The organism is Micromonospora sp. NPDC047467, from assembly GCF_040643095.1.
Lineage (GTDB): Bacteria > Actinomycetota > Actinomycetes > Mycobacteriales > Micromonosporaceae > Micromonospora.
Map to the genome: position 1 here is coordinate 290,214 of NZ_JBEYTO010000002.1, position 15,868 is coordinate 306,081.

General features: G+C 71.6%; 19 protein-coding genes. 14 read left to right on the forward strand and 5 right to left on the reverse strand.

Annotated elements, in window-relative coordinates:
* Positions 1-5: 5 nt before the first annotated feature.
* The 5 genes from ABZ780_RS05555 to ccsB are packed head-to-tail and all read left to right on the forward strand — an operon-like array spanning position 6 to position 4,672.
* Complete coding sequence (locus tag ABZ780_RS05555; RefSeq protein ID WP_357003825.1) at positions 6-653, forward strand: histidine phosphatase family protein; 648 nt, start codon at positions 6-8, stop codon at positions 651-653.
* A complete protein-coding gene (locus tag ABZ780_RS05560) occupies positions 653-1,219 on the forward strand; it encodes a TlpA disulfide reductase family protein (protein ID WP_357484501.1) in 567 nt (188 codons plus the stop codon). Before ABZ780_RS05555 ends, ABZ780_RS05560 begins: the two co-directional genes overlap by 1 nt.
* Positions 1,219-2,040, forward strand: a complete 822-nt coding sequence (locus tag ABZ780_RS05565) for a cytochrome c biogenesis protein CcdA (RefSeq protein WP_357484503.1) — start codon at positions 1,219-1,221, stop codon at positions 2,038-2,040. Before ABZ780_RS05560 ends, ABZ780_RS05565 begins: the two co-directional genes overlap by 1 nt.
* Positions 2,040-3,695, forward strand: a complete 1,656-nt coding sequence (locus ABZ780_RS05570) for a cytochrome c biogenesis protein ResB (protein ID WP_357484506.1) — start codon at positions 2,040-2,042, stop codon at positions 3,693-3,695. The genes ABZ780_RS05565 and ABZ780_RS05570 overlap by 1 nt, the downstream gene beginning before the upstream one ends.
* Positions 3,695-4,672 (forward strand): c-type cytochrome biogenesis protein CcsB, encoded by a 978-nt coding sequence (ccsB, locus tag ABZ780_RS05575; RefSeq protein ID WP_357484509.1) that lies wholly within the window; start codon positions 3,695-3,697, stop codon positions 4,670-4,672. The genes ABZ780_RS05570 and ccsB overlap by 1 nt, the downstream gene beginning before the upstream one ends.
* A 21-nt stretch (positions 4,673-4,693) precedes the next feature.
* Here ccsB and ABZ780_RS05580 read toward each other — a convergent pair whose 3' ends face one another.
* Entirely contained in the window at positions 4,694-4,942 is a 249-nt protein-coding gene (locus ABZ780_RS05580; protein ID WP_357003840.1) for a hypothetical protein, read from the reverse strand.
* A gap of 126 nt (positions 4,943-5,068) precedes the next feature.
* Positions 5,069-5,545 (reverse strand): MarR family winged helix-turn-helix transcriptional regulator, encoded by a 477-nt coding sequence (locus ABZ780_RS05585; protein ID WP_357484512.1) that lies wholly within the window; start codon positions 5,543-5,545, stop codon positions 5,069-5,071.
* 95 nt (positions 5,546-5,640) lie between these two features.
* Here ABZ780_RS05585 and ABZ780_RS05590 point away from each other — a divergent pair, with 95 nt between their 5' ends.
* The 5 genes from ABZ780_RS05590 (at position 5,641) to ABZ780_RS05610 (ending at position 10,287) form a co-directional block, all read left to right on the forward strand.
* Entirely contained in the window at positions 5,641-6,195 is a 555-nt protein-coding gene (locus ABZ780_RS05590; protein ID WP_357484515.1) for a carboxymuconolactone decarboxylase family protein, read from the forward strand.
* Positions 6,196-6,402: 207 nt separating this feature from the next.
* Positions 6,403-7,863, forward strand: a complete 1,461-nt coding sequence (locus tag ABZ780_RS05595; protein ID WP_357003849.1) for a menaquinone biosynthesis decarboxylase — start codon at positions 6,403-6,405, stop codon at positions 7,861-7,863.
* Positions 7,863-8,837 (forward strand): menaquinone biosynthesis prenyltransferase MqnP, encoded by a 975-nt coding sequence (mqnP, locus tag ABZ780_RS05600; protein WP_357484518.1) that lies wholly within the window; start codon positions 7,863-7,865, stop codon positions 8,835-8,837. Before ABZ780_RS05595 ends, mqnP begins: the two co-directional genes overlap by 1 nt.
* A 98-nt stretch (positions 8,838-8,935) precedes the next feature.
* Complete coding sequence (locus ABZ780_RS05605; RefSeq protein WP_124854291.1) at positions 8,936-9,292, forward strand: GntR family transcriptional regulator; 357 nt, start codon at positions 8,936-8,938, stop codon at positions 9,290-9,292.
* Positions 9,289-10,287 (forward strand): DUF1648 domain-containing protein, encoded by a 999-nt coding sequence (locus tag ABZ780_RS05610; RefSeq protein WP_357484520.1) that lies wholly within the window; start codon positions 9,289-9,291, stop codon positions 10,285-10,287. Before ABZ780_RS05605 ends, ABZ780_RS05610 begins: the two co-directional genes overlap by 4 nt.
* Before the next feature lie 19 nt (positions 10,288-10,306).
* On the opposite strand, the gene ABZ780_RS05615 is transcribed toward ABZ780_RS05610, so the two are convergent.
* Positions 10,307-11,269: a terpene synthase gene (locus ABZ780_RS05615; protein WP_357484523.1), complete on the reverse strand. Its 963-nt coding sequence runs from the start codon at positions 11,267-11,269 to the stop codon at positions 10,307-10,309.
* Between the two features lie 161 nt (positions 11,270-11,430).
* Here ABZ780_RS05615 and ABZ780_RS05620 point away from each other — a divergent pair, with 161 nt between their 5' ends.
* Entirely contained in the window at positions 11,431-12,060 is a 630-nt protein-coding gene (locus tag ABZ780_RS05620; RefSeq protein ID WP_357003859.1) for a UbiX family flavin prenyltransferase, read from the forward strand.
* Between the two features lie 94 nt (positions 12,061-12,154).
* On the opposite strand, the gene ABZ780_RS05625 is transcribed toward ABZ780_RS05620, so the two are convergent.
* Positions 12,155-12,421 (reverse strand): BldC family transcriptional regulator, encoded by a 267-nt coding sequence (locus tag ABZ780_RS05625; RefSeq protein ID WP_007454516.1) that lies wholly within the window; start codon positions 12,419-12,421, stop codon positions 12,155-12,157.
* Between the two features lie 268 nt (positions 12,422-12,689).
* Between ABZ780_RS05625 and ABZ780_RS05630 the strand changes: the two genes are divergently transcribed.
* From ABZ780_RS05630 to ABZ780_RS05640, 3 genes are read left to right on the forward strand one after another with little or no spacing between them, the layout of a single operon-like run.
* Positions 12,690-13,148 (forward strand): Lrp/AsnC family transcriptional regulator, encoded by a 459-nt coding sequence (locus ABZ780_RS05630; RefSeq protein ID WP_357003862.1) that lies wholly within the window; start codon positions 12,690-12,692, stop codon positions 13,146-13,148.
* A 48-nt stretch (positions 13,149-13,196) separates the two neighbouring features.
* Positions 13,197-14,027 (forward strand): SDR family oxidoreductase, encoded by an 831-nt coding sequence (locus ABZ780_RS05635; protein WP_357003865.1) that lies wholly within the window; start codon positions 13,197-13,199, stop codon positions 14,025-14,027.
* A 31-nt stretch (positions 14,028-14,058) separates the two neighbouring features.
* Positions 14,059-15,150, forward strand: coding sequence for a PLP-dependent cysteine synthase family protein (locus tag ABZ780_RS05640; protein WP_357003867.1), 1,092 nt, complete (start codon positions 14,059-14,061; stop codon positions 15,148-15,150).
* A gap of 19 nt (positions 15,151-15,169) precedes the next feature.
* Here ABZ780_RS05640 and ABZ780_RS05645 read toward each other — a convergent pair whose 3' ends face one another.
* On the reverse strand, positions 15,170-15,790 hold the full coding sequence (locus ABZ780_RS05645) for a putative glycolipid-binding domain-containing protein (protein ID WP_357004822.1): 621 nt from the start codon (positions 15,788-15,790) through the stop codon (positions 15,170-15,172).
* Positions 15,791-15,868 lie beyond the last annotated feature (78 nt).

Consider the following 15,868-nt stretch of genomic DNA (forward strand, 5'->3'; position numbering starts at 1 on the left):
AAACCTTGAGCAAGACGGTGGTCCACGTGCTTCGGCACGGCGAGGTGCACAACCCCGACCAGATCCTCTACGGCCGGTTGCCCGGTTTCCGCCTCTCCGAGCTGGGCGTGCAGATGGCCAAGGCCGCTGCGGAAGGGCTGGCCGAGCGGGAGATCGTGCACGTGGTGGCCAGCCCGCTGGAGCGCGCACAGCAGACCGCCGAGCCGATCGCCGCCCAGTTCGGGCTGCCGGTCGGGGTGGACGAGCGGCTGATCGAGAGCGCCAACTGGTTCGAGGGCAAGAAGGTGTCCCCGGGTGACGGGTCGTTCCGCGACCCGCGCAACTGGTGGGTGCTGCGTGACCCGGTGACCCCGTCCTGGGGTGAGGCGTACCGGGTGATCGCCGAGCGGATGTTCGCCGCCGTGCACGCCGCCCGGGTCGCGGCCGAGGGGCGCGAGGCGGTGCTGGTGTCGCACCAGCTCCCGATCTGGACGCTGCGCCGCCACGTCGAGCGCAAGCGGCTCTGGCACGACCCGCGCAAGCGGCAGTGTGGGCTGGCGAGCCTGACCTCGTTCCACTTCGACGGCGCGAAGGTGGAGGGCATCGGCTACAGCGAGCCGGCCGCGCACCTGATCGCTCTCTCCGCGACAGCCCGGACGGCCAAGGGGGCCTGATGAACGCCCGGAGGTGGACCGCGGGTCTGCTCGCCGCCGTCGCGACGGTGGCGCTGGCCGGCTGCACGTCGCAGGGGCGGGAGAAGACCTGCACGACCACCGCCGACGGGGTCATCGAGTGCGCCCCGGACCAGCGCTCGGCGCCTCCGAAGCTCGCTGGTGAGCTGCTCACCGGCGGCACGTACGACGTCAGCCAGGCTCGCGGTCAGGTCGTGGTGGTCAACTTCTGGGGCTCCTGGTGCGCGCCGTGCCGGGCCGAGGCCGACGACCTTGAGGCCGTCTACCAGGCGACCAAGGGCTCCGGGGTGACGTTCCTCGGCATCAACGTCCAAGATCAGCGGGACAAGGCCAAGGCGTTCGAGGAGGGCCGGGTCACCTATCAGAGCCTGTTCGACCCGTCCAGCCGCCTGGCACTCGACCTGGACATTCCGCCCAACACCGTCCCGGCGACGGTGGTGCTCGACCGGGAGGGCCGGGTCGCGGTGGTGATCCGGGCCGCCGTCAAGCAGGAGGGCCTGCAACCGATCGTCGAGCGGGTCGCCGGCGAGAAGCCGGCGTCGGGCTGATGGGCGAGACCTTCCGGGAGCTGGCCCTGAGCGGGCCGCTGCTCTTGGCCATCGGCGCGGCGGCGCTCGCAGGCCTGGTCAGCTTCCTCTCCCCGTGCGTGCTTCCGCTGGTCCCCGGCTACCTCTCGTACGTCACCGGCCTCGCCGGCGCCGACCTCGAAGGCCGCCGACCCGAGGCCGACCCCGCGCCCGTCGAGGGCGGTGGTGGTGTCGCCGTCCGCGAGCGGACCGCGACCGTGGCGGTCAAGGGCCGGGTGCTCGCCGGGACGATGCTCTTCATCGCCGGCTTCACCGTGGTCTTCGTCGCCACCGCGATCCTGTTCGCCGGCATCGGCCGGGTCTTCTTCGAGTACGAGCGGCAGCTCGAAATCGTCGTCGGCGCGCTGATCATCGTGCTCGGGTTCGGCTACCTCGGGCTGATCCCCGCACTGCAACGGGAGTTCCGGATCTCCCGACTGCCGTCGGCCGGGCTGCTCGGCGCCCCTGTCGTCGGGGCGGTCTTCGCGCTCAGTTGGGTGCCCTGCACCGGCCCCACGCTCGGCGCGGTGATGGGCATGGCGACCGCGAGCGGCCAGAGCGACCGCGCCGTGGTGCTCGCCGTGGCGTACTGCCTCGGACTGGGGATACCGTTCGTCGTCTTCGGGCTCGGCTTCCAGCGCCTGCTCGGGGTCTTCCGCGCCGTTCGGCGCAACAGCCGCTGGGTGACCCGGATCGGCGGCGCCCTGCTCATCCTGATCGGCCTGGCGCTGGTCACCGGCGGATGGCAGAACTTCGTGATCTGGCTGCAGACCACCGTCGGGGTGGGCGAGGTGAGCATCTGATGACCGCCGTCGACGACAGGCCGCAGACCGAGGCGCCGGCGCCCCGCCGCCGCCCCAACCGGCTGCTGGCGCTGCTACGCAACTCGTGGCGGCAGCTGACCAGCATGCGTACCGCGCTGATCCTGCTCTTCCTGCTCGCGGTCGCCGCCATCCCCGGCTCGGTGCTGCCGCAGCGCGGGGTCAGCCCGGAGCGGGTCAACCAGTACTTCATCGACCACCCGGAATGGGCCCCCAGGCTGGACCGGATCGGCGCGTTCGAGGTCTTCGGCTCGGTCTGGTTCTCGGCGATCTACCTGCTGCTGTTCACCTCGCTGATCGGCTGCATCACGCCCCGGCTGCGCGACCATGTCCGGGCGCTGCGGTCCCGGCCCCCGGCCGCGCCGAAGCGGTTGGCGCGGCTGCCGCAGCACACCGTTCTGCCCGCCCCGGCCGGTGGCGCGGCGGCGGTCGCCGAGGTGCTGCGCAAGCGGCGCTGGCGGGTGGAGGTGCGCGGCGACGAGGTGTCCGCCGAGAAGGGCTACCTCAAGGAGACCGGCAACCTGCTGTTCCACACCTCGCTGATCGTGGTGCTGCTCGGCGTCGCGCTCGGCTCGTGGTACGGCTGGAGCGGCAACCGGCTGCTGGTGGCTGGCGCGGACAACGCCTTCTGCAACACCCGTCAGCAGTACGCCGAGGCGAAACTCGGCCCCCAGGTGGACAGCGCCGACCTGCCCGGCTTCTGCCTGCGGCTGGACGAATTCCAGGCCCGGTTCCTGCCGTCCGGTCAGCCGGAGTTCTTCAACGCCACGGTGACCGTCGACGGCCCGAACGAGCCGACCCGCAGCGCGGACTTCTCGGTGAACTCGCCGCTGCGGCTGAACGGGGCGAACGTCTACCTGCTCGGCCACGGGTACGCCCCGGTGATCCGCTACACCGACCGGTTCGGCCGCAGCCAGATCAGTGACCTCCCGTTCCTGACGACCGGTGACATGGGCCTGACCAGCGAGGGGTTGGCGGCCTTCCCGGACGCCAACGTCGATCCGGGCACCGGGCAGCGCGCACCCGACCAGCAGGTGGCGTTCACCGGCATCTACCTGCCCACGGCCCCGCAGCAGGCGCCGTTCGCCCGTTCGGAGTACCCGACGGAGCGCAACCCGGCGCTGAACCTGGTCGCGTACCGGGGCAACCTCGGTCTGGACGCCGGCATCCCCAGCTCGGTCTACCAGCTCGACCAGCGGCAGGTGAGCACCGGCAAGGTCAAGGAGATCGGCACCAAGCTGCTGCGCAAGGGCGAGACCTGGACGCTGGACGACGGCACGACCGTCGAGTTCCTGGGCACCGAGCGGTATGTCACGCTCTCCGTCCGGCACGATCCCGGCTCGACGATCCTGCTGGTCAGCTGCGGTTTCCTGCTGGTCGGGCTGATGGGTTCGCTGTTCGGGCGGCGCCGCCGGGTGTGGTTCCGGATGCTGCCGGCCGACCCCGCGAATGGATCTCCGACGGGCGGTAGTAGCTTGATGGAGGCCGGTGGGTTGCCGCGCACCGACTATCCAGGGTTCGCCGACGAGTTCGCCCAGCTCGTCACCGCTGTGGGCGGTGACGGGAAGGCGGCCGAGCGGGCGGGCACCGACGCTGACTCCAGTGGCCGGGCCGGTGTGCGAGAAGGGACCGAGTGATGTCCGCGCTCTCCGACAATCTGGTGACCTTCGCGATCCTGGTGTACCTGATCGCGATGATCAGTCACGCTGTGGAGTACGCGCTGGGCAACGCGCGTACCCGGGTCGCCGTGGCGGCTCCGGCTCGTGAGCTCGTGGGCGTCGGCGCGGGCGGCTCGTCCACCCCGACGGACTCCGCGCCGGTCCCGCCGTCGACCGAGGTCCACGGTTCGGCGCGGCGTGCCCGGATCGCCGGCCTGATCGCGGTGGCCGCCACCGCGGTCGCCGCCGTGCTGCACCTCGCGGCTCTGGTCACGCGCGGCATCGCCGCCGACCGGATGCCCTGGGGCAACATGTACGAGTTCGTGCTCACGGTGACCTTCATCGGGGTCGTGGCCTGGCTCGGGGTGCTCTGGAAGCTGCCGTCGCTGCGCAAGCTCGGGCTGTTCCTCACCCTGGTGATGGTGCTGCTGGTGGCGACCGCCGAGCTGGTGCTGTACGTGCCGATCGTGCCCCTGGTGCCGGCTCTGAACTCGTACTGGTTCGTCATCCACGTGTCGACCATCGTCTTCGCGTCGGGCATCTTCCTGTTCGGCGCGGTGCCGGCGGTCGGGTTCATCATGCGCAACGGGTACGAGCAGGGTAAGCGGAGTTTCCCGTACACCCTGGCCAAGCGGCTGCCCGGCGCGGGCAGCCTGGAGCGGCTGACGTTCGTGCTGCACGCGTTCTCCTTTCCGATCTTCACCTTCGCGGTGATCGCCGGCGCGATCTGGGCCGAGGCGGCCTGGGGTCGGCCGTGGGGTTGGGACCCGAAGGAGACCTGGGCGTTCATCTCCTGGGTGGTCTACGCCGGCTACCTGCACGCGCGGGCCACGCCCAGCGTCAAGCGCAACGTGGCCACCTGGCTGGCGGTGCTCGGCTTCCTCACCGTGCTGATGAACCTGTTCGGCGTGAACATCTTCTTCACCGGCCTGCACTCGTACGGCGGCCTGGACTGACCCCGGCGACGCACGGCCCGATCAGCCCGACGGTTGCGGGCCGTCGTCGAACGCGACCCGCGTACCCGAGCGCTGGGCGGGTCGCCAGGCGCGCAGTGCCCGCTCGACCTGGATGGTGACCTGGTAAGAGACCTCCGGCAGGTCGGCCAGTTCGATCCGTTCACCGCGCAGTGCCAGTTGGGCGTGCAGCTCCCGGGCGATGGTGTCGCGCAACTCGACCAGCAGGGGCGACAAGCCGTCCGGGTCGCCGACGACGTAGGCATCCGACATGGATCCAGCCTGCCTGCCGCGTCTGCTGTCTCGCCACGGTCAGTGAGATGTGCCCACGGGCTTGACCGCGCAGGACCGACTCCTGGTCGCCGAGGGGGTCCTGCGGCCCGGAACCGGCCAGCGCGATCAGCCGCCGAACCAGCCCGGCACGTCGAGGCGGAACCAGTTGGTCGAGGCCATCGTGCGCAGGTCGTCCTCGATGGCGTCGACCCGTTGCGCGCCGAGGGCGTCGACCCACTGCTCGCGCAGCCGGTCGAAGATCTCCGCCGAGCGGTGCAGCCCGTCAGCGCCGCGTGGTGTCACCCGGACGAGCCGGCGGCGGGCGTCGGCGGGATCGTCGACCCGTTCCAGGTAGCCGACGGCGACGAGCCGGTCGACCGTCTTGCCGGCGGCCTGCTTGGAGATGCCGAGCCGCTGGCCCAGCTCGGTGGCGGTGGTGCCGTCCATCCCCACGGCCTGGAGCACGAAACCGTGCAGCGGTCGCAGCTCCGGGTGCCCCTGTCGGGCCAGCTCGGCGTGCAGGTCGTCGATCAACGTACGGAACCCGGCCAGCAGCAACAGGGGCAGCGCGAAGCCGGGCCGCGTGGGGTCAGCGGTTGTCATATTCGACAACCACATTTACTATCTGGTAAACCACGTTGACTATCGTACGGGACGTGTCCTCGCCGTCCCGACCGACGCCGCGAGAGCAGGTAACCGTGCCCGTCTTCACCGCACACACCGCCGACACCGCGCCCACCGCCGCCCGGCCGACCATCGAGGGGGTACGCCGTCAGTTCGGCTGGCTGCCCGCGCCGGTTGCCCTGATGGCCGAGTCACCCCAGCTGCTCAGCGGCTTCCTCACCGCAAACAAGGGCTTCGAACAGACCGACCTCTCGCCGCTGGAGCGAGAGGTGGTCGTCCTCGCCGTTGCCACCACCAACGAGTGCCACGTCTGCGTGGCCCTGCACACCGGCACCCTCACCCGGCTCGGCGCGACCACCGAGCTGATCACCGCGCTACGCGCCGGCACCGCGCTGCCCGAGCGGCGGCTGGAAGCGCTGCGCCGCTTCACGTTGGCCGTGCTCGACCACCGAGGCGCGGTGCCCGACGACGAACTGGACGACTTCCTGGCCGCCGGCTACCAGCCCCGGCACGCGCTGGACGTGGTGCTCGGCGTCGGGACGTACACCATCTCCACCTTCGCCAACCGGCTCACCCGCGCGCCACTCGACCCGCCGCTGTCGCCCCACGCGTGGACGCCCGCGGCCTGACTCGCCGTCGGCCCGCGCGGCCAGGTCGCTCTTGATCCACTCGGTTTCCGTGAAGTCGGTGTATCCCAGGCGGCAGGACACCCCGGTTTCGTGGACGTCGAGTGGATCAAGGCTGAGGGTCCGCCGACCGGCCGCTGCCCCCGGTCATCGCGGGCGTCACACCACCCGGCTTCGTCGGCGGCGCACCCCGTGCGGGAGACTGGGGCCATGGCGGCTCGTGGCTTCCCGTACACCGATCTGAAGGACTTCCTCGCGGCGCTGGAGCGCGCGGGGGAGCTGCGCCGGGTCGACGTCCCGGTCGATCCCACGCTGGAGATCAGCGAGGTGGTCACCCGCACGGTGCGGGCTGGAGGGCCGGCGCTGCTCTTCGAGCGTCCGACCCGGGGTGAGATGCCGGTGGCGATCAACCTGTTCGGCACCGAGAAGCGGATGGCGATGGCGCTCGGGGTGGACAACCTCGACGAGATCGGCACGCGGATCGGCGAGATGCTCAAGCCGGAGCTGCCGCAGGGCTTCTCGGGCATGATGGGCGGGCTCGGCAAGGTCATGCAGCTCAAGTCCATGCCGCCGAAGAAGGTCAAGACGGCACCCTGCCAGCAGGTGGTCTACCGAGGCGACGACGTCGACCTGAACCGGCTGCCGGGGTTGCAGGTGTGGCCGGGCGACGGCGGGATCTTCCACAACTTCGGGCTGACCCACACCAAGCACCCGGAGACCGGCAAGCGCAACCTCGGGCTCTACCGCCTCCAGCAGCACTCGCACAACACCATCGGCATGCACTGGCAGATCCACAAGAACTCGACGGCGCACCACGCGGTCGCCGAGCGGCTCGGGCAGCGACTGCCGGTGGCGATCGCCATCGGCGCCGACCCCGCCGTCGCCTACTCGGCCAGCGCGCCGCTGCCGGCCGACATCGACGAGTACCTGTTCGCTGGTTTCCTGAGCGGCGAGCGGGTCGAGATGGTCGACTGCCTGACCGTGCCGCTTCAGGTGCCGGCGCACGCGCAGATCGTCCTGGAGGGCTACATCGAGCCGGGCGAGCGGCTGCCGGAAGGGCCGTTCGGCGACCACACCGGCTTCTACACGCCGGTCGAGCCGTTCCCGGTGATGCACATCGAGTGCATGACCATGCAGCGCGACCCCGTCTACCACTCGATCGTCACGTCCCAGCCGCCGCAGGAGGACCACGGCCTCGGCAAGGCCACCGAGCGGATCTTCGCGCCGCTGCTGCGCTTCCTGATCCCGGACATCGTCGACTACAACCTGCCGGCCGCCGGGGTCTTCCACAACTGCGCGATCGTGTCCATCCGTAAGCGCTACCCGAAGCACGCCCAGAAGGTCATGAACGCGATCTGGGGCGCGCACATGATGTCGCTGACCAAGCTGATCGTGATCGTCGACGAGGACTGCGACGTGCACGACTACAACGAGGTCGCCTTCCGCGCCTTCGGCAACGTCGACTACGCCCGTGACCTGCTGCTCACCGAGGGCCCGGTGGACCACCTCGACCACGCGTCGTACCAGCAGTTCTGGGGCGGCAAGGCGGGCGTCGACGCGACCCGCAAGCTGCCCACCGAGGGCTACACCCGCGGCTGGCCCGAGGAGATGACCATGAGTCCGGAAGTCACGGCCCTGGTCAACAAGCGCTGGAAGGAGTACGGCATCTGATGCCCGCCGCCGACAACTCCCGCGATCTTGCGCTTTCGGTCTCCGATTCGCCTCCTTCATCCCCTTCTGCCCCGGCAGAAAGTGCAAGATCGCGGGGGAGGGTGCGGGCCTTCCTGGACCTCGTCGCGATCGAGCACTCCGTCTTCGCGCTGCCGTTCGCCTTCCTGTCGGCGCTTACCGCCATGGAGGTTTCCGGCGGGCGGGTGCGCTGGTGGGACCTGCTGCTGATCACCGTGGCGATGGTCGGGGCGCGGACGTTCGCGATGGCCGCCAACCGGATCCTCGACCGGAGCATCGACGCGCGGAACCCGCGTACCGCCGGTCGGGAGCTGGTCACCGGCGCGGTGAGCGTCCGCACGGCCTGGACCGGCGCGGCCGTCGCGCTGGTGATCTTCCTCGCCGCAGCCGCGCTGCTCAACCCGCTCTGCCTGGTGCTGGCGCCGCTCGCCGTGGTGCCGCTGGTGGTCTACCCGTACGGCAAGCGGTTCACCAACTGGCCGCACGCCATCCTCGCGATCGCCCAGGCGGTCGGCCCGGTCGGCGCGTGGCTGGCGGTCACCGGCACCCTGGACGGCTCCTGGCCGGCCTGGCTGCTGGGCGCGGCGGTCGGGTTGTGGATCGGCGGCTTCGACCTGATCTACGCCTGCCAGGACTCTGAGATCGACCAGGAGATCGGCGTGCACAGCGTGCCCGCCCGGTACGGCCGGCGCTTCGCGCTGCACGCCTCCACCGTGGCGCACGTGGTGACCTTCGGGCTCTTCGTCTGGTTCGGGACCCTGGTCGGGTTCGGTTGGCTCTGGTGGGTCGGCCTGGCGCTGACCGCCGTCGCGTTCGCCTACCAGCACCTGGTGGTCAGCCCGACCGACCTGAGCAAGGTCAACCGGGCGTTCTTCACCGCCAACGGGTTCGTCGGCATCGCGCTGTTCGTGTTTGCCCTGCTCGACCTGGTGGTGCGGCTGGGGCTGCGCGCCTAGCTGTAGCGGCAGACGGCGGCGGTGCGCTCGGCGCCGCCGCCGTTCGCGTGCTGCTACCCGCATTGTTCTAACAACACTAGAACAAGTATTCTTTAAGCATGCTCTTCCGCATCGACCCCTCGCTGGATGAGACGCTCTTCGCCCAGCTCGTCACGCAGGTACGCCTCGCCGTGGCCCAGGGCGTGCTCCAGCCCGGTGAACGGCTGCCCGCCGCCCGCGAGCTCGCCGCTTCGCTCGATCTCAACGTGCACACCGTGCTCCGGGCCTATCAACTGCTCCGCGACGACGGGCTGATCGAGCTGCGACGCGGTCGCGGCGCCATCGTCACCGCCCGGCCCGCCGCCGACCACGCGAAGCTGCTGGCCGCCATCGACGAGGTGGTGCGCGAGGCGCGTGCCCTGCGTTTCTCCCCGGAAGCCACCGCCACACTCCTCAAGGAGGCGTTCTCATCATGACCACCGGCACCGCGCCTGCCCGTGACACGCGTCGGCGGACGCGCCTCGTCGGCCTGACGGTCACCATCGTCGGCCTCGTGATCCTTGCCGTGGCCGCCGCTGTGGCCCTCTCCTGGCGTGGCGACCTGCCCGACCCGGTGGCTACACACTGGAACGCCCAGGGCAGGCCCGACGACTTCATGTCCCTCGATGCCATTGTCTGGGCCGGTTCCGGCACTGGTGCCCTGCTGGTGCTGGGGTTCGGCGCGGTCACGACGCTGTGGGGGCAGTCCGCGGTGAGCCGCCGCATCGGCGCCGCAACCACCATCTGGCTGGCGCTCTTCATGGCCCTCGTGCTGCTCGGCACCCTGCACGGGCAGCTCGGCCTCGCCGACGCCCGCGCGGCCGGCGGGGTCGGCGGCGCGCTCGCGCTGGCGATCGTCGCCTCCCTCGTCCCGGCTGTGCTCGTCGGCCTACTCCTGCCCGGTGACCCGCCCCAGCCGGCCGACGCCCCCGTGGCGCCCGAGGCGTCCCGCGTCCCCCTCGCGCCGGGCGAGCGGGCCGTCTGGATCGGGCGCACCGGCGCCGGACCGGGGATCGCCCTCGGCGCGGTATCGATAGCCGTCCTGGTCACGCTCGCCGTCGTCAGCGGCATGTGGGGGCTGCTGATCGTCGCGGCGCTGCTGGTCGCGGTTTTCCTGGCAATGTTCGCCTTCACCGTCCGGGTCGACGAGACCGGCCTGCTGGTCCGGTCGTCGGCCGGCTGGCCGCGCACTCGGGTCCCCCTCGACGAGGTGCTCCGCGCCAGCGTCGTCCAGGTCCACCCGCTGCGCGAGTTCGGCGGCTGGGGCTGGCGGGTGGGCCGCGGCGGCCGGGTCGGCATCGTCCTGCGTGCGGGCGAGGGCCTGCTGGTCGAGCGGACCGGCGGGCGCTCGATCGTCGTCACGGTCGCCGACGCTGGCACCGCCGCCGCGCTGCTCAACACCCTCGCCGACCGGCACCGGCACGCCCGGTGACCCGGCGGCGCGCCCTCGTTCAGCTTCGGGACGCCGAGTACCTGTCGCTCTCCAGTGACCAGTCGATCGTCCCCCGCACCGAGCTGGCGATCCCCTCCACGTGCGCCGCCACCGCCGGGGCCAGCTCGGGGCCGAAGGACGGGACCGTGGCCCGCAGCTCCATGAACCGCCCCATCGTCGTGCGCCAGCGGTCCACCACCACCTCCACGGCCCGATCGTCCGGCAGGCGCTGCTCCCGCGCGATGGCCAGCACCAGGTTGTGCCCGCCCGAGGTGACCCGATCCGTCTCCAACGACACCAGGTCGTTGAACCAGGAAAGCAGGTCGTTGCCGGTGGCCGCCAGCTCCCGCAGCGCCGGGTGGTGGTAGACGGCGTCCGGCAGCGCGTGACCGGTGACAAATTCGATCATGGTGTACGAGACGTACGCCGCCGAGGTGGCCCGGCGCAGCGCCACGTACTCGGTGACACCGGGAACGTGGCCCCGGGTCTTGTTCTCCGCCTCCGTCCGGTTGCCTGCCAGGTGGTGGGCGACGGCGTCGGCGAAACGCTGCTGCCAGGGCGGGGGCATCCGGGCCCGCGGCGCTCGCCACGCCTCCACGAGCATCCGGCGCAGCGGTCCCCGGAAACCCGCCGGGCGGGCGCGGGGGCCGTGGCGCAGCACGCGGAGCACCCCGTCCCGCAGCGCCGCGACGTCCGCGCCGCTGGCGCGGTGTGGCCCGTCGCAGGCGTCGTCGAGCAGGAAGAACCAGGTCCAGAGGGCGGCGACCGTACGCAGGTCGGCGGCGCTGGCGTCGGGGTAGAGCCGGCCGGCGTACCAGGCGATGCGACCGGCGTCCAACCGGCGCAGGGCGACGTCGTCCAGCGGCAGGTCGAAGCGGCGCACCCAGCCGGCCAGCCACTCCTGGGTCGGCTGGGCATGCGGTGAGCACCGGGAGGGAAGGGGACACTCGGCACGTAGTGTGCGGGCTGCCGTCGCCGTCATCGGTCGTACCGCCCCTCCGGTCGCTGCACAGGGGTGATCCTCCCATCCGAACATGTCAGAAATCGGCTGCCGATGATGTCCGTCGTGGGCCGGGACGACGGCGGGCGGACGAGGGCGGGGGCCACGGCACGGCGCACACCCGGACCAGGCAGGCTGGGGGCATGCGCGAACCATGGGTGGTCGGGGTCTCCGGAGCCTCCGGAACGCCGTACGCGGCAGCCGTCGTCGGCGGGTTGCTCGACGCGGGGGAGTCGGTGGACCTGATCGTGTCCCGCGCGGCACGGCTCACCGTGCTGGACGAGACCGGCCGGGCGTTCCGCGACGCGCACTGGGCCGAGGACCTCGCGGCCTGGCTCGGCCGGGACCTGACCGGCGCGGACGTGCGGCACTGGCCGGCGGGCGACCTGGCAGCCGGGCCGAGCAGCGGCTCCTACCGGGTACGCGGAATGGCGGTGGTGCCGGCCAGCACGGCGGCCTGCGCGGGCATCGCGATCGGGCTCTCCAAGGATCTGCTGCAGCGTGCCGCCGAGGTCAACCTCAAGGAGCGCCGACCGGTGGTGGTGGTGCCCCGGGAGACGCCGGTGACCCGCAGCCACCTGGAGCACCTGATCGCGCTGCACGACGCCGGTGCGGTGGTGTTGCCAGCCAGCCCGGGTTTCTACGGCGCGGGCGCGGCGGCCAGCGCCCAGCAGTTGGTCGACTTCGTGGCCGGCAAGGTGCTGGACGCGCTCGGCGTGCCACACACCCTGTTCCGGCGCTGGTCCGGCCAACTCGGCGCGGGCCGGAGCTGAGCGGTCCGTCCAGCTGATCCGGCCCTGCCGGTGCCGTCAAAGCGGGACGCGGACCGGACTGGTGTCCGGTCCGCGTTACATTGTCCGCACCAGTTCAATACATGCCGGCGTTGGCCGGACCCGGCCCGGTGGAAGCGGCCGGCCCCACGTTGCGTGGCTTTCCGACCTCGTCCACCTCGTCAAGCATGCCCTCCCCCTCAAGCAGGGCTCGCACCTCGGATTCCCGAAAACGGCGATGCCCGCCTGGAGTCCGGATGCTTCCTATCCGGCCAGCCGCCGCCCATCGCGTCACAGTCTTCGGGTCCACCCGAAACAGCGCGGCGACCTCACCCGGTGTCAGCAGGCGATCTCCAGTGTCCACAGCCCCCTCCTCGCGTCGACGAAGCCCCTGGCTGAACACACTGCCCCCGGCTGGTGCGAGCCCAGAGCCGTCATGAGGGACGTATGGCAATTACAGCACCAGCGACCTGGCCTGTCCGCCAAACGCGAAAAATGCACTGAGTGGGAAGTTAGTAATGGTACTGGTGCAACCCCTGCCTTGACAGTCAGTTTGTGAACAGTTACTCACTGTTCTGTCCAACGGATGCCGAAGGCGTCTCGTTACGCCCAACCGGTTAAGGTCACTCTCCGTGGACGCCATCGACCTGAGCCTCGTCGACCTGCTGCGGGGAAACGCCCGCCTCTCGTACGCGGAGCTGGCCCGGCAGGTGGGCCTCTCCGCTCCGGCCGTGCACGAGCGCGTCGGCAAGCTGGAGAGCAGCGGCGTGGTCCGCGGCTACCGCGCGGACGTGGCACCCGAGTCGATCGGGCTGGGCGTCACGGCGCTGATCGGCATCGTCGAGGACTCCGGCGCGGACTCCGACGACATGCTGGAGTCGCTGCGGGTGCTGCCCGAGATCGAATCCTGCTACTTCATGGCCGGCGTCGAGTCGTTCCTGCTGAAGGCGCGGGTCGGCACGATCGCCGAGCTGGAGCAGTTGATCGTGCGGCTGAACCGGACCCCCGGGGTCGCCTCCACCCGGACGGCCATCGCCCTCTCCACCAAGTGGGAGAACCGCCCCCAGCCGGTGGGCCAGCCGCCCGCCTGACCCGCGTACCCCTGGTGTCGCCGCGCCGCGCGGCGGTAACGTGCGTCGATGACCTCGCCGGGACACGGCACGGCCGTGGTGACCGGGGCCGCCGGCGGCCTGGGCCGCGCCGTCGCCGCCGCGCTGCACGCCGACGGCTGGACGGTGCTGCTCACCGACCTCGACCCGGCCGCGGCGGCGGCTGCCGCCGCGCCGCTCGGCGGCTGGTCGGCGGCGCTGGACGTCCGTGACGAGGACGCCTGCGCCAGGATCGCGGCGACCGCCGCGAGCCGGGGCGGCCTCGGCCTCTGGGTCAACAACGCCGGCATCCTGGTCACCGGGCCGTCCTGGGAGCACGACGGGCCGACCCGCCGCCGGGTGCTCGACGTCAACACCCACGGGGCCATGAACGGGACCCTCGCCGCGCTGGCCGTGATGCGCGGGCAGGGCCACGGCCACGTCCTGAACATCGTCTCGCTGGCCGGGTTGATCGCCGCGCCCGGCGAGACGGTGTACGCCGCCAGCAAACACGCGCTGCTGGCGTTCAGCCTCGGCACGCTGAGCGACCTGCGGATCGCCGGGTACGGGCGGGTGCACGTCTCCTGCCTCTGCCCGGACGGCATCTGGACACCGATGCTGCACGACCGGCTGGACGACCCCGGGGCGGCGGCCTCGTTCACCGGGTCGATGCTGACCCCGCAGCGGGTGGCCGCCCGGGCGGCCCGGCTGGCTCGCCGGCCCCGCCCGGTGGTCAGCCTGCCTCGCTGGCGGGGCGCCCAGGTCCGACTGCTGGACACCCTGCCCCGGCTGGCCGTCGGGCTGACCCCCCTCGTCCAGGCCGTCGGCCGGGCCGGGCAACGCCGCCAGCTCCGCCGGACCGCCCCGCCGGACCGGAGCTGACCACCTCAGGCCTGCTTGCTAGGTTTCCGGCGTGACTCATCTCGACCGGTGTGACGAGGCCAATCGCGGCTGGGTGAGCGAGGCCATCGCCGCTGTCGAGGCGGACGCGAACCGTTCGGCCGACACCCACCTGCTGCCGTTCCCGCTGCCCCGCGCCTGGGGTGTCGACCTGTACCTCAAGGACGAGTCGTCGCACCCGACCGGCTCACTGAAGCACCGGCTGGCCCGCTCCCTCTTCCTCTACGGGCTCTGCAACGGCTGGATCGGGCCGAGCACGACGATCGTCGAGGCGTCCTCGGGCTCCACGGCGGTCTCCGAGGCGTACTTCGCCCGCATGCTCGGGCTGCCGTTCGTCGCCGTGATGCCGGCCTCCACGTCGCCGGAGAAGATCGCGCAGATCGAGTTCCAGGGCGGCCGGTGCCACCTGGTGGACGACCCGGCGAGCGTCGTGGTCGAGGCCCGCTGGCTGGCCGAGGACTCCGGCGGCCACTTCATGGACCAGTTCACGTACGCCGAGCGGGCCACCGACTGGCGGGGCAACAACAACATCGCCGAGTCGATCTACGCGCAGTTGGAGTTGGAGCGGCACGCCATCCCGGCCTGGGTCGTGGTGGGCGCCGGCACCGGGGGCACCAGCGCCACCATCGGCCGGTACGCCCGGTACCGCCGGCTCTCCACCAAGCTCTGCGTGGTGGACCCGGACAACTCCGCCTTCTACCCGGCATGGCTGGCCGGCGACTGGTCGGTGCGGACCGGCAGGGGCTCCCGCATCGAGGGAATCGGCCGGCCCACCGTGGAGGCGTCCTTCGTGCCAGCCGTGGTGGACCGGATGGTCCAGGTGCCGGACGCGGCCTCGATGGCCGCGATGCGCGCCGGTACGGCGGTGCTCGGCCGCCGGGTGGGCGGCTCCACCGGCACCAACCTGTGGGGTGCCTTCGGCCTGATCGCCGAGATGATCGCCGAGGGGCGGACCGGCTCGGTCGTCACCCTGATCTGCGACCCCGGTGACCGGTACGCCGACACGTACTACTCCGACGACTGGTTGGCCGCCCAGGGCCTCGACCTGGCGCCGCACGCGGCCACCATCGACCGCTTCCTGGCCAGCGGCGCCTGGCCGGCCTGAACGGCGGCTCGGTCAGCGTTCAGCGCGGGTCGATCCGTTCGGCCAGACCGGGGTAGCGCACCACGTAGCCGTCCGCGTCCACATCGATGTCGGCGGTGAAGGTGCCACTGGCGAACCGCACCCGCCCCGGCCCGAGCCCGGTGTAGATCTGCTCGGCCGACACCACCTCCAGGCCGGGCAGCAGCACCCAGGCGACGGTGATCCGGTGTGGCAGGTCAGCCGGTGTGCCGGCGAGCCCAAGTCGCCGCACCGGCAGGGCATTGAACAGCGGCGAGCCGCTCAGGTCGACGTCGAGCGCGTCGTCCAGCCGGCCGGGGTCGTCGGTGCCCGGCAGACCGGCCCGGGGATGCCCGGCCGCGACCAGCGCCGCGTCCAGGTCACCCTGCTCGGCGGTGGTCACCCGCCACCGGCCCGCCGCCCGCTCCAGCGTCACCCTGCGCAGCCAACCCGACCCCTCGGCCTCGACCTCGACCCGGGACGCGCTCCAGTCGGGCGCGGTGGCCACCTGGTAGCGGGCGGTGAAGGGCACCGGGTCGACGGCGAGCAACGTGCCCCGGGCCGACAACCCGTTGCTGTCGTCGAGCAGGGCCTGCTCACTGCCGGCGGTGTCCGTACGGGACCAGAAAATCGACTTCGCCATGGTCGCCATGAGCCGGACGTTACGCGACCGGACCGCCAATAGCAGCGCATGCGCGAACGCCGCCGCGAAGCGTCAGCT

Bases quoted from the DNA above. Each gene is read 5' to 3' on its own strand.
- ABZ780_RS05610 (WP_357484520.1), top strand. From the start codon at position 9,289: ATGACCACCGGCACCGCGCCTGCCCGTGACACGCGTCGGCGGACGCGC.
- ABZ780_RS05565 (WP_357484503.1), top strand. From the start codon at position 1,219: ATGGGCGAGACCTTCCGGGAGCTGGCCCTGAGCGGGCCGCTGCTCTTG.
- ABZ780_RS05645 (WP_357004822.1), bottom strand. From the start codon at position 15,790: ATGGCGAAGTCGATTTTCTGGTCCCGTACGGACACCGCCGGCAGTGAG.
- ABZ780_RS05605 (WP_124854291.1), top strand. From the start codon at position 8,936: ATGCTCTTCCGCATCGACCCCTCGCTGGATGAGACGCTCTTCGCCCAG.
- ABZ780_RS05635 (WP_357003865.1), top strand. From the start codon at position 13,197: ATGACCTCGCCGGGACACGGCACGGCCGTGGTGACCGGGGCCGCCGGC.
- ABZ780_RS05570 (WP_357484506.1), top strand. From the start codon at position 2,040: ATGACCGCCGTCGACGACAGGCCGCAGACCGAGGCGCCGGCGCCCCGC.
- ABZ780_RS05580 (WP_357003840.1), bottom strand. From the start codon at position 4,942: ATGTCGGATGCCTACGTCGTCGGCGACCCGGACGGCTTGTCGCCCCTG.
- ABZ780_RS05620 (WP_357003859.1), top strand. From the start codon at position 11,431: ATGCGCGAACCATGGGTGGTCGGGGTCTCCGGAGCCTCCGGAACGCCG.
- ABZ780_RS05615 (WP_357484523.1), bottom strand. From the start codon at position 11,269: ATGACGGCGACGGCAGCCCGCACACTACGTGCCGAGTGTCCCCTTCCC.
- ABZ780_RS05585 (WP_357484512.1), bottom strand. From the start codon at position 5,545: ATGACAACCGCTGACCCCACGCGGCCCGGCTTCGCGCTGCCCCTGTTG.
- ccsB (WP_357484509.1), top strand. From the start codon at position 3,695: ATGTCCGCGCTCTCCGACAATCTGGTGACCTTCGCGATCCTGGTGTAC.
- ABZ780_RS05560 (WP_357484501.1), top strand. From the start codon at position 653: ATGAACGCCCGGAGGTGGACCGCGGGTCTGCTCGCCGCCGTCGCGACG.
- ABZ780_RS05595 (WP_357003849.1), top strand. From the start codon at position 6,403: ATGGCGGCTCGTGGCTTCCCGTACACCGATCTGAAGGACTTCCTCGCG.
- mqnP (WP_357484518.1), top strand. From the start codon at position 7,863: ATGCCCGCCGCCGACAACTCCCGCGATCTTGCGCTTTCGGTCTCCGAT.